Origin of the sequence: Chitinophaga jiangningensis (assembly GCF_900142605.1) — a bacterium.
Taxonomy (GTDB): Bacteria; Bacteroidota; Bacteroidia; order Chitinophagales; family Chitinophagaceae; genus Chitinophaga; species Chitinophaga jiangningensis.
In genome coordinates this window covers 326317-339232 of the sequence record NZ_FRBL01000008.1, presented here as the reverse complement: position 1 = coordinate 339232, position 12916 = coordinate 326317, and the positions used below count along the sequence as shown (strand labels likewise).

8 protein-coding genes are annotated in these 12916 nt (G+C 50.3%); all 8 read left to right on the top strand.

Features of this window, described 5'->3' with window-relative positions:
- Positions 1–2 precede the first annotated feature (2 nt).
- The 8 genes from BUB18_RS21965 (at position 3) to BUB18_RS21930 (ending at position 12912) form a co-directional block, all read left to right on the top strand.
- On the top strand, positions 3–1850 hold the full coding sequence (locus tag BUB18_RS21965) for a RagB/SusD family nutrient uptake outer membrane protein (RefSeq protein WP_073085193.1): 1848 nt from the start codon (positions 3–5) through the stop codon (positions 1848–1850).
- An 18-nt stretch (positions 1851–1868) separates the two neighbouring features.
- Positions 1869–2579 (top strand): DUF3823 domain-containing protein, encoded by a 711-nt coding sequence (locus tag BUB18_RS21960; RefSeq protein WP_073085191.1) that lies wholly within the window; start codon positions 1869–1871, stop codon positions 2577–2579.
- 88 nt (positions 2580–2667) lie between these two features.
- On the top strand, positions 2668–3603 hold the full coding sequence (locus tag BUB18_RS21955; RefSeq protein ID WP_083550518.1) for a family 43 glycosylhydrolase: 936 nt from the start codon (positions 2668–2670) through the stop codon (positions 3601–3603).
- Positions 3604–3619: 16 nt separating this feature from the next.
- Positions 3620–5851, top strand: coding sequence for a GH92 family glycosyl hydrolase (locus tag BUB18_RS21950; protein WP_143160044.1), 2232 nt, complete (start codon positions 3620–3622; stop codon positions 5849–5851).
- A gap of 150 nt (positions 5852–6001) precedes the next feature.
- Entirely contained in the window at positions 6002–6589 is a 588-nt protein-coding gene (locus BUB18_RS21945; protein ID WP_073085189.1) for an RNA polymerase sigma factor, read from the top strand.
- A gap of 91 nt (positions 6590–6680) precedes the next feature.
- On the top strand, positions 6681–7856 hold the full coding sequence (locus BUB18_RS21940; protein WP_073085187.1) for a FecR family protein: 1176 nt from the start codon (positions 6681–6683) through the stop codon (positions 7854–7856).
- Positions 7857–7875: 19 nt separating this feature from the next.
- The gene (locus BUB18_RS21935; protein WP_073085185.1) at positions 7876–11460 is read left to right on the top strand and encodes a SusC/RagA family TonB-linked outer membrane protein; all 3585 of its coding nucleotides are present in this window, start codon (positions 7876–7878) and stop codon (positions 11458–11460) included.
- 18 nt (positions 11461–11478) lie between these two features.
- Complete coding sequence (locus tag BUB18_RS21930; protein ID WP_073085183.1) at positions 11479–12912, top strand: RagB/SusD family nutrient uptake outer membrane protein; 1434 nt, start codon at positions 11479–11481, stop codon at positions 12910–12912.
- The last annotated feature ends 4 nt before the right edge of the window (positions 12913–12916 follow it).

The window sequence follows — 12916 nt, the reverse complement described above, 5'->3', positions numbered from 1 at the left end:
ACATGAAAGCAAAATATCTGGTGCTTATACTGGTTGGACTGGCCTTCGGGGCTTGTAACAAGCTGGATGTAGCACCACTCAATATCATCAAAGACCAGGATATTTTCACCAATGAAACCGGTGTGAACTCCTACCTGGCAAGCATATACGGCACCATGCCCATCGAAGATTTCATCTACCGGCCTGAAAGAGGTTTTATGAATGGTGATGGAGAGAGGTGGCAGAACTTCATGCAGCCCGGAAACCTCACCGGTGAAATGGTAGGCCGTTACAATGTGGGCGATGCCGCACAGGGCTTCGGCTTCTGGCCTTACGACAAGATCCGTACGATCAACTATATGATCGTGAACTTCCCGAAATATGCAAAGGCCTTTACGCCGGATAAATACAACCAGTTCCTAGGGGAAGCGTATTTCTGTCGCGCCTACTTCTATTTTGCGCTGGTAAAGCGTTACGGTGGTGTGCCGATTGTGAGGTCCCTGCAAAGCTACCCGGAGCAGAGCATCGAAGACCTGAGTGTGCCGCGGAATAAAGAGCAGGAAGTCTACGATTTCATTGCCTCCGACCTCGACAGTGCCATCTCCCTGATGGGTGATGCTAATATCAGGGCAAGAGCTAACAAATATGTGGCCGCAGGGTATAAGTCGCGCGCCATGCTGTATGCCGGTACTATTGCTAAATACGGCGCTACTAACTATGTAGATGGTGATGCACGACAGAAAGGGCTGGCAGGTATCCCTGCGGATCAGGCTACCCGCTATTTCCAGGCCGCCTATGATGCTGCAAAGCTGGTGGAAGGCCATTACAGCCTGTACCGCAAAAGTGACAACAAGGAGCAGAACTATGTGGACCTGTTCCTGGACCAGAGCAGTCCTGAAAATATGTACGTGAAGGATTATTCTATGTCCACCGGTACCGCGCACAGCTGGGATGCTACCATGACCTGCAGGTATATGACGGCAGATGGAGATGCTGCCTGTTATCCTACCCTCGACCTCGTGGAAAAATTTACCGGGCCATTACCCATTACCAATCCTGATGGAACGCCTAAACGCTTTAACGATCGTTCCGAGCTGAAACAGGGACTGGAACCACGTTTGCTGGCCAGCATCTATTTCCCCGGTGCAACGCTCCGTGGTAAAGAGTTTGATGTGCAGCGTGGTATTTACAAGAAATTTAATGGTACTGCCGCAGAAGAGCTGGCAAACAACAATACTTCCAGCTGGGATCAGCCGGATAATCTGGTAGTATCGGGAGACATTAATCAATTGTATAACGGGCGCCGCGTAATGGGACTGGCCGGGATGTACGCCACCGCCGGCAATGATAACCGTACGCGTACAGGCTTATACGTTAGAAAGTATATTAACTATAAGGCGGATCAGTCGACCTGCGGATTATACCAGAGCGTACAAACCTGGATTGACATGCGCTATGCGGAAGTATTGCTGAACCGCGCTGAAGCTGCCATGGAACTGGGCACAGCGGATAAAACAGCGGATGCGCTGAATGTAATTAATCAGTTGCGCGACAGGGCAGGTGCAGCGCTGGCTACCGGTAATATCACCATCGACACCGTTCGTACCGAGCGTATGAAGGAGCTGGCCTTCGAGCACCACCACTGGTGGGATCTCCGGAGATGGCGTATTGCGGACAAGGTGCTGGATAACACCCGCTTCTATGGCATCTACCCTTATTGGATAGAGAATGAGAACAAATACATTATGCTGAAGCAGGAAGAGATGGGACACCGTAGCTTTTTCTTTGAAAAGAAATGGTATTACGAACCACTGCCTGGCGGTGAATTAGGTAAGAACCCTAACCTCTATCCTAATAACCCGGGTTACTAATTTTTAAACTTTAGTATTATGAAGAAATTAATAAATAGCCTGCTGGTGGCAGCCACAATATGTATGGCCACGTCCTGCTCCAAAAAGGACAACTATGCAGGGCCAGACGCCACCTTCTCAGGTAATCTGATTAACAGTGTGACCGGTAAAAACCTGCTCACCGAAACCGGAGGATTTCAGATTCAGCTGGATGAACTCAGCTGGAGCAGCACGCCGGTGCCTTATAACATCCCGGCTAAGCCGGACGGCAGCTTCAAAGATACCCGCATCTTTAGTGGTCATTACCGCGTGATCCCCCGCAACGGCGCTTTCTGGCCGGTGGATACGACGGAAATAGATATCAGTGGTAATACCACCAAAGACTTCACAGTGACGCCTTACATGGAGATTAAAAACTTCACGTGGAAGCTCACCGGCACTACGTTACAGATGACGTTTAACCTGTTTGCACCTAAAACGGAAGGCCTGCCGCGCGTGCTGGATGTACAGCCTTTTATCAACAATACGCAGTTTGTTGGCAGCGGTGCTACCATCTATGACGTATACACGGGCCCGAATATTTTAGGTATCAATGCCAACTACAGTGATGATATGGCCAAGACTACCTATACCATTACAGTGCCTAATCTGCTAAGTGGTCGCACGTTTTATGCCCGTGTAGGCGTTCGCGTAGATGATAGCAATAAAAAATTTAACTACTCAGAAATAGTCAAGGTAGATGTCCCTTGATGGTTCTTCATAACGTGGGAGGGAGGCGTCTGCCTCTCTCCAAATCTTTAAGATATTATTTAGCCCAATTAGATATTAAAAGTTGCTGATGAAAAAAATGTTTCTAGCCGTTTCTATGCTTACGCTTGCGGCAGCGCTTATAGCCAACGATTGCCAGGCACAGAAAAATCCGTTTGTTACAGATATTTATACCGCTGATCCATCTGCGCATGTATGGGCGGATGGCAGACTGTATGTTTACCCTTCTCATGATGTGGCGCCGCCGAAGGGCTGCGACCTGATGGACCGCTATCATGTGTATTCCACCGATGATATGGTGCATTGGAAAGATCACGGGGAGATACTGAATTCCAGCCAGGTGCCTTGGGGGCGTAAGGAAGGCGGTTTTATGTGGGCGCCCGACTGTGCATATAAGAATGGCGTGTACTATTACTACTTCCCGCATCCCAGTGGCACCGAATGGAATAAGACCTGGAAAATAGGTGTAGCTACCAGCACCAAGCCAGCCAGCGATTTTAAGGTGCAGGGGTATATTGAAGGGCTGGAATCCATGATTGATCCCTGCGTGTTTACAGATACCGATGGTCAGGTGTACTTCTATTATGGCGGCGGTGGCCGGTGCATGGGCGGTAAGCTGAAAGATAATATGGTGGCCATAGACGGGGAGCTGAAACCCATGGAAGGTTTAGTAGATTTCCACGAAGCCAGCTGGGTACACAAGCGTAACGGCATCTACTATCTCTCTTATTCAGATAATTACGATAAGGACGGCAAACATAACCGCATGTGTTATGCGACGAGCAATAGTCCGCTGGGACCATGGGAATACAAAGGGGTATATATGGAATCGACCGACAGCTATACCAACCATGGCTCCATAGTGGAGTACAAGGGCCAGTGGTATGCATTTTATCATAACAGTTCGCTGTCCGGCCACGACTGGCTCCGTAGCATTTGCGTGGATAAACTGTACTACAATCCTGATGGTACTATCCAGCTGGTGAAGCAGACCACGGGTAAGTAGTTTAACTAATATACAGATGATGAATAAGCAAATAATATTGTCCTGCGCGGCGGTGCTGATCAGTGGCATAGCTATGGCGCAGCAGCAAACCGATGATGTGTTGGACTACATACGCCCGGAAATAGGCGGCGTAGGTACTTTGCTGGAGCCCACCAGGCCTACTATGCAGCTGCCGAATGAAATGATGCGTATGACGCCTGTACGAAAGGACTACCTGGATGATCAGATCAGCAGTTTTCCGTTGTTGTTGGTGTCGCACAGGCTGGGGCAGTTATTTGCCATGCAGCCTAATACAGATGAACATTTGAGTGAGTCATCCTGGAAAGCCCGTTTGTCATATGACCAGGGAGCCGAAGAGCGTGCTCCCTGGCATTATTACACTAATCTGGTGGAAAAGGATGTCACCGTGGAATATACACCGGGCAGGAAAGTGGGGTACTATCGCTTTAGTTTTCCGGCACAGGGTGCAAAGCGTTTGCTATTTAACACGTATGACCGTGCACGCAACTGGTGGCGGTTCGATAATGACAGTACCATAGCGGGTATGCAGGTATTTACGGCAGAGGATGGGTTAAAGGATATACCCGTTTATGTGTACGGTCGTTTTAACCAGCCGGCAACCTCCGGCGGGTGGGCTAACGGTGACGCCACTACGCTGAGGGAGTTAGAAGGCAAGGCATGGGCATCATTTGATAAAAGTGAAGTGACCCTCCGCTATGCCGTTTCGTTTATCAGCGAGGCGCAGGCAAAGCAGAATTTTGAGTTGGAGCTTGGCGGCGGGCAAACCTTTGAGATGGTGGCTGCCAATGCAAGGCAGGCCTGGCAGGAGGTAATCGGACAAATTGCGGTAGAAGGTGGTACACCGGCGCAGCGCCGCAGTTTTTATACTGCGTTGTACCGTTGCTATGAGCGCATGGTGAATATTACTGAAAACGGCAAGTATTACAGCGGATACGATAATAAAGTACATACGGATGATCGTCCGTTTTATGTGGATGACTGGGTATGGGATACTTACCTGGCCCTGCATCCCCTGCGTAGTATTTTATTACCGGAGAGAGAAGAGGACATGTTGCAGTCGTACGTTCGCATGTACGAACAGAGCGGCTGGATGCCTACTTTCCCCGTCGTATACGGCGATCACGCGTGCATGAACGGCTTTCACTCTTCTGTAATGTTCCTGGATGCTTACCGCAAAGGGCTCCGTAATTTTGACGTAGCCAAAGCCTATGCCGGTATGCGGAAAAATGCGACCAGCGCTACCATGTTGCCATGGCGCAACGGTCCTAAGACGGAGCTGGATGATTTTTACCATACCAAAGGCTACTTTCCTGCCTTGAAGCCGGGCGAAAAAGACCCGGTACCGCAGGTACACAGCTTTGAAAAGCGCCAGGCAGTAGCGGTAACGCTGGGCGGCGCCTACGACGACTGGGCGGTGGGCCAGCTGGCAGCAGACCTCGGCAAGGCGGCGGATGCAAAATTATTTACGGCCAGAGGGCAGAATTATCATCATCTCTGGAATGCCGACCGCCAGTTTTTCCTGCCTAAGGACAGTGCCGGCAACTGGATTCCCATTGATCCCGTGTTCGACGGTGGCATGGGCGGCCGTGAGTACTACGATGAAAACAATGGCTGGACATATATGTGGCAGGTACAGCAGGATATTCCCGGATTAATTAAGCTCATGAAAGGGAAAGAAGGTTTTGAGAACCGCCTGGATCAGCTGTTCCGGGAGGGCTTAGGGCGTTCCCGCTATGAGTTCTGGGCGAAGTTCCCGGATGCTACGGGCCTGGTTGGGCAGTACTCCATGGGCAACGAACCGAGCTTTTTCATTCCTTACCTGTACAACTATACGAAATCGCCCTGGAAAACGCAGCAACGTATACGCCTGCTGTTAAAAACCTGGTTTGACGATAATATCTTCGGTATTCCCGGTGATGAAGACGGTGGCGGTATGTCGGCCTTTGTCGTGTTTTCCTCCATAGGCTTTTACCCCGTAACGCCGGGAGATCCGGTGTATACCATCGGTAGCCCGGTATTTTCTAAAGTAAGGGTACATTTAAAAAATGGGAAAGACTTTACTGTGATAGCAAATAATTGCTCGGAAGTGAATAAATATATACAGTCGGCCAGACTCAATGGCGTAACAATAAACACTCCCTGGTTTACACATGATCAGTTGATGAGCGGCGGAACGTTGGAACTTGAAATGGGCAGCAAGCCGAATAAGCGCTGGGGTATTGAATAAGGATTATTTAAGTTTGATAAATGCAGAAAAGAACCTGTGCTTTGGCGCAGGTTTTTTTCGTTTAGGCATTTCATAAACTGTAGCCTTCGCCAAAATCTTCTACCCCTTTACTTTTTTTACTATTATTGCGGAAACAATCCATACCATTACTTGTCGTTATTCACCACGCATAAAGAGGAGTGGCTGCTCCGCGAATTGACACTACAGAACAATGATGCTTTTGCCGAACTGGTGAAGCTGTATTTTCCTGTGGTTTGTCATTATGCCAGTGGACTGTTATCCCAGCAGGCGCAGGTACAGGATATCGCACAGGAATCATTCATCGCGCTGTGGCGCTACCAGGGCCGTTTCGACTCCATGCCGGCCTTACGTAAATTTCTTTTTATTACCACCCGTAATGCCTGCCTGAATGCCAATCGCAGCAGGGAACGGGAGCTTTTACGCAATCATGCCGTAGCGGCCAACGAGATGGATAATGATGGACAGCGGCAGTTAGTGGAAGCCGAAACCCTGGCATTGATTTACCAGGAAGTGGCATTGATGCCTGCACGCATGAAGGAAATTTTTTACCTCAGTGTAGAGGAGGGCCTTTCCTTACAGGAAATTGCTGATAAGCTGAAGCTACAGTTACAGACAGTGAAAAACCAGAAATACAAAGCCTTTGAGCTGCTGCGTAAGAAATTCGGCCATGATCCGAAGGTATTGCAGTTACTGCTCCGACTATTACTTCCTTTTTAATTTCCCTGTTTAAATTTTTTTTAGATGCCGATGGTACTTTTTCCATACGGCGGTGTTTCTTATGGGGATGATCCCTGGAAAGCGCATAACTATGAGCATTAGAGAAGAGCAGGCGATGGACCTGGCAAGGATAGCCGCCAAAATCAGGGAAGGCCGGCCAACTACGCCGGAAGAACAGGAATTGTGGCATCGCTGGTTAGGGGAATCCGCCTCCAATCAGCAACTGATGGAGCAGTTACAAAACACAAATTGGCTTGCAGCGCAGCTGCGGCAGTTCGATGAAGTGGATACCGCTGCCGCCACCACCGCCATATTTACCAAGCTTGGCATCAAAGAAAAACAACCACGTATAAGGATGTCATATATATGGCGCGCCGCCGCGGCTGTGCTATTGCTGCTATGTGCAACCATGATCGTTCACTATCGCACGGCGAACCACCCTGTAAAGCCCATTACAGCGGTATCTACCGGGAATGGCCGCGCTACGCTTACCCTCGCGGATGGCGACAGGGTAGAACTGGACGCAGCCATGGATGGTGCGATCACGAACCAGGAAGGCGCAGTGGTAACCAAGTCTGGTAAAACACTGGATTACAGCAGCACCGCTGCCAGCAAAGCAGTAATGAATGAACTCTCCACACCGGGCGGCAGCCAGTTTGAACTGCGCTTGCCGGATGGTACCAAAGTATGGCTCAACTCCGCTTCGTCGCTGGTGTTTCCAACCGCCTTTACTGGTTACGAACGTGTGGTAAAGCTCCGCGGTGAAGCCTATTTCGAAGTAGCGCAGGATGCCAGACATCCGTTTAAGGTATTCGTCAACCAAACCATGATAGAAGTATTAGGAACCGGATTTAACGTAAACGCCTATACGGATGAAGCCAATATACTCACCACGCTGGCATCGGGTAAAGTACGGGTAACTGCCGGAAAAGCAAACGTGACGCTGGCTCCCGGGCAGCAGGCCGTAACGGATATGGCTAATGAAAATATCTATGTCCGACCGGCGGATATACGTAAAGCCACCGCCTGGAAAAATGGGATGTTCGAATTTACCGACACCGATTTGCCCACCATTCTTCGGGAAATTGCCCGCTGGTACAACGTTAGGATAGTATATCAAACAACAGCAGTTAATAGTCGCTATGGCGGTGGTATAGGCCGCAACCAGCAACTGGCCGATGTTTTAGCCATGCTGGAAGCAAGCGGTCCAAACAGGTTCCGGATAGCAGGCGATACAGTATTTGTTTTATCAACCAGTCAACCATAGTAAAACATCCACCCAGGAAATGAAGCACATCAAAAACCAACTATTAAAAATTGGTGCAGTCGTTCTGTTGACCTGCTGCCTGCAGCTTGGCGCTGCAGGCGCCACTGCACAACGCATTTCTCTTTCCGTCAGGGAGAAGCCGTTACAGGAAGTGTTTACAGAGATTTTAAGGCAAACAGGCATCAGCATTATTTACAGCGAAGCAGCACTGAAGCACCTGAGGCCAGTTACGCTGCAACTCAAAGATGCAACGTTAGCCGAGGTGTTAAACAAATGTCTGGATGGCCAACCATTAACCTATCAGATCACGGGCAATCGTGTCATTATTCGTCCTAAAACAGCGCCTGCTGCAGGGCAGCAGGAGGAGCAATGGATCATCACCGGCAGGGTGCAGGATAGTACCGGTATGACTATACCCGGTGTAAGTTTGAGGGTAAGGAGAAAAAACATCCAGACTATTTCCGAGGCGGATGGCCGGTTTCAACTCAAAGGTATTACTGCCGGTGACGAGGTGGAAGTGAGCTGCGTGGGCCACCTGCCACAGCTGTTGGTAATCCGCTCCGCGGCGCCGCTCGTAGTGACGCTGACATCTTCCGTAACAAATTTAGCCACCGCTAACATCGTATCCACCGGCTATCAGGTGATCTCCAAAGAACGGACTACCGGTAGCTTCTCAAAACCTGATGATGCGATTTTCAAAAACCGTTCAGGCAGCATGAACATCGTGCAACGGATAGAAGGCCTGGTGCCCGGCCTGACGATCAACAACGCCCCCAGTCCGGTAAGCGGGAATAGTATCCTGATTCGTGGCCTGGCATCCATCTCGGATAACACCAGCCATGGCCCATTGCTGGTGGTGGATGGTATTCCCATGAATGATATTAATGCCATCAATCCACAGGATGTGGAGGATATTACTGTTTTGAAAGATGCTACCGCCGCTTCCATCTGGGGTGCCCGTGCTTCCAACGGTGTGATTGTGATCACCACAAAAAAGGGAAAACAGTCCAACCGCTTATCATTAGAGTACGACGGATTCGTAAACCTGCAGGGAAAGCCGGACCTGAAAAATATGCCGGTACTCAACAGCCGCCAGTTTATTGACGAAGCCACCGCTATTTTTTCGCCTGACTTAGCCAGCAACAAATGGAGCAGCGTGGTGAGCCCCACCACCCTAACAGGTGTACCACCGCACGAAATGATCCTGTACAACCAGTACCGTGGCCTCATTACCGCTGCACAGGCTAAAAGCCAGCTGGATAGCCTGGCCGGCATCAATAACCTGGATCAGATCAGTGACCTCTGGTACCGCAATGCAGCGCTTACCAACCACACACTGTCCGTACGCGGTGGCACGGCTAACTACGGCTTCTATGGCTCTATGGCCTATACCGGCGTGCACTCCAGTCGCCCGGGTGAAAAAAATAATTCCTTCAAACTAAACCTCCGGCAGGATTTACAGTTCAACAAATACATCAAAGCATATCTGATCACGGATCTTACCAACACCCAAACCTACTCGCCCCGCAATATCAATGTCAACAGCATGATGCTGCCTTATCAGCTGTTCCAGGATGCAAATGGTAATCACCTAAGTACAGCTTCATTCATACGACTGCAGGATTCCACCCGTATGGCCCTGGAACGGCAGAGCGGTGTGAGCCTGAACTACATACCACTGGACGAAGTTGATTACGGGCAAACCAATAGCAACGCCCTGCTGGCGCGTGTAACGGGCGGACTTACAGTGCAGCTCCTCAAAGGGCTCCGTTACGAAGGTGTGTATGGTTACCTCAAGGGCAGCAATAGGACTACGTCTTATGACAGTGAACAAGCCTACCGCGTACGGGAGGAGCTGGTGCAGTTTACGGTGGCAGTACCGGGTGGCAAACCGGTGTACTACCTGCCATCCTCCGGTGGCCGCTACTCCGTGGCCAATACGCTGCAAACCAACTGGACGGTGCGCAATCAGCTGATCTATGACCAGGCCTGGCAGCAGCGTAAGCATCAGTTGACGTTCCTGGCAGGCCAGGAAGCTACCGAACAGCTAACAAACTATAACAGTAACCTGGCACGTGGCTACGATCCGTTACTGCAAACCGCCGGTGTGGTGGATTATAAGTCCCTCGCCAACCCCGGCATTGCCAACCCGGTGCTGCCCAATAGCCTGAACCGTAGTATTCTCAACAGCGACAGCGTATTTGCACAAACAGAAATAAAGGCACGCGCCACTTCTTACTATGCCAATGCTGCCTATACCTGGCTACTCAAATACGCCCTCAATGCCAGCTGGCGTATAGATGAGAGCAATTTGTTCGGTCGCGATAAATCAGCCCAAAACAGGCCGGTATGGAGTGTGGGTGGTAAGTGGACAGCCAGCAGCGAAAACTTCCTGCAAAATATTTCCTGGCTGCAATTCCTGGCCCTGCGCGTCACCTACGGCATCACAGGCAACAGCCCTAACCCCGGCACCGCAGCCAGTTTTGATATCCTGGCACCACGCACTAATGGCTACTTTTATAATAACCAGGGGCTATACATCGCCTCACCTGCCAATAACCGGCTCACCTGGGAAAGTACCGCTACTACCAATATCGGGGTGGACTTCTCTATCCTTCATGATCGCCTGAAAGGTGCGGTGGACGTGTATCAGCGGGCAACCACCAATTTGATTGGTAACATGGCACTGAATCCGTTTACTGGCTATGCCGCAGTAACAGGTAACCTCGGAGATATAGTAAATAAAGGAGTGGAGGTGAGTTTGCAATCACGAAATGTAAGCACAAAGGATTTCAGCTGGACGACCATTTTCACCATGGGATATAACCGTAACCGTATCACAAAGCTGAACATGGCTACGCCAATCAACACCGGAAGACAGTTGCTTACACAACGCTTTGTGGAAGGCTATCCGGCAGTACCGGTGTTTGCCTATGATTACGCAGGACTCAATAGTCAGGGTAACCCGCAGATTAACGCCGGTGGTAAAGTTACGGCGGACCGCAACATCGCCAAACCTGCGGACATCCTGCTGATGGGCACCGCACAGTCGCCCTGGTCAGGCGGTTTCAGTAATACCTTTACCTACCGCAGCCTGTCATTGTCGGCAAATATTATTTACAACCTGGGAGCAGTAATGCGCAGAGATGTGAATGGGAACTACAGTGGCGGCCGGCTCATTCCGTCCAGCGGTAGCTCGTTTACCAGTGGTAATCCAAATGCCGAATTTGCCGATCGCTGGAAAAAGCCCGGCGACGAAGCGTTTACCAATATTCCGAAATATATCGCCAATCCATCTGTCAGTACCTCGGAAAGGGATGTGGAATATTACACGGCGGCTAATACCAATGTGGTGAGTGCCTCGTACATGAAATTCCGTGATATCTCCCTGTTCTATTCCCTGCCATCGGCGATGGTACAGCGTTTAAAAGCACAGGCGATCACCTTCCGCTTCCAGGTTTCCAATATGATGCTATGGAAAGCAAATCAATATAATATCGATCCGGAGTTTATGAATGCCCTGGGAGGTACGGTAGCCGGCGGTATCCGCGCGATACCGGTGAACCAGGGAACCTTCACATTAGGTGCACATGTGTCTTTCTAACTTTTAAACCAAACAATCATGAAGTATACAATCTGGTTAGCGGGATTGCTGAGTGTAACGATGCTGGCTGCGTGTAATAAAGATTTCCTGGAGGTGGAACCAAAGGGTAAACTCATCGCCAAAAAAACGGACGACTATAACCTGTTACTGAACAACCTGGATCTGCTCAATGTAACCGCGGACACACAAATACCCATGGGGGACGAGGTGGCGGCAGTGGAACCCTGGCTTAGCGGCGCTCCGCTACGAACGCAGCGTTTATTCAAATGGGCAGACGATATCTACGAACCCAATGAAAACAATCCGGAAGTCATTGATTTCATGAAGCAGGTGTATGTGTACAACAAAGTGATCAATGAAGTGATGAGCAGTACCAACGGTACGGAGCAGCAGAAGCGCGGGCTGAAGGCCGAAGCGCTGGTGGGCCGCGCCTGGTGCTATTTTATGATGGTTAACTATTTCGGTAAACCTTATCATCCGGCTACCGCTGCCACTGATCCGGGTTGCCCGATCAGTACGCAGTCGGACGTTACCCAGCGGCAATTTACCCGCGCCACCGTACAGGAAGTATACGATCTGGTACTGCACGACCTGCAAACCGCCCTGCCTGACCTGCCGGAAAAAGTATACTGGCGTATGCGTATGTCCAAAACTGCCGGGGAAGCCTTGCTGGGCAAGGTGTACCTGACAATGGGCCGATTTCCGGAAGCGCTGGAGCAACTGAATAATGCGTTTACACACCTGCAGGGGGCCAGTATACCTGTACGGCTATACGATTACAATGTAGAGTTCGCAACGGGTGGTGTATTTCTGCCGATAGGCGCTTTGGGGCCGGCGTCACCGGCGCCGGATGCTATAACAGAATATGTATTTGTAAAGAATACCGTGAATTATTGGGCGTTTACCAATAGTGAACTGGTTATCACGCCGGAAACACGTGCACTGTATCACAACCAGGACCTGCGCCTTAAACTCTTTACGGCAGCACCTTTCAGCGGTGGGGCCTACGGTGTTCCAGGAGTATTACGCCGTATAGGCATGCCCGGTATAGCGGTAAATACCGGCATCACTTTACCTGATATGATATTGATGCGTGCTGAATGTAAAGCCCGGGCTAACGACCCGGATGGTGCGCGGGCCGACCTGGAAATGCTGCGCGCCCGCCGTATGCCGGCTGCCGTAGCAGTGGTACCTGCCGGTATGACGCAGGCGCAGCTGATCGACTACGTGATCAATGGTGAAAGAGTGCGCGAATTTGCGATGACAGGGAGTCGCTGGTTTGATATGCGCCGCATGTCAGTAGACCCGCTATTCAGCCAAAAAGTTTATACACACCGGATTTATCCGGCCACTGGTGCGCCGCAGGAACTAACGCTGAAGCAGGAACGATTTACCATCCGCTATAGCCGGCTTACAATGGACCTGAATCCTGGCATGACCAATAACCCATAAATAA

Coding starts and splice junctions, on each gene's coding strand:
- BUB18_RS21955 (WP_083550518.1), top strand. CDS start 2,668: ATGAAAAAAATGTTTCTAGCCGTTTCTATGCTTACGCTTGCGGCAGCG.
- BUB18_RS21935 (WP_073085185.1), top strand. CDS start 7,876: ATGAAGCACATCAAAAACCAACTATTAAAAATTGGTGCAGTCGTTCTG.
- BUB18_RS21930 (WP_073085183.1), top strand. CDS start 11,479: ATGAAGTATACAATCTGGTTAGCGGGATTGCTGAGTGTAACGATGCTG.
- BUB18_RS21960 (WP_073085191.1), top strand. CDS start 1,869: ATGAAGAAATTAATAAATAGCCTGCTGGTGGCAGCCACAATATGTATG.
- BUB18_RS21950 (WP_143160044.1), top strand. CDS start 3,620: ATGATGAATAAGCAAATAATATTGTCCTGCGCGGCGGTGCTGATCAGT.
- BUB18_RS21940 (WP_073085187.1), top strand. CDS start 6,681: ATGAGCATTAGAGAAGAGCAGGCGATGGACCTGGCAAGGATAGCCGCC.
- BUB18_RS21965 (WP_073085193.1), top strand. CDS start 3: ATGAAAGCAAAATATCTGGTGCTTATACTGGTTGGACTGGCCTTCGGG.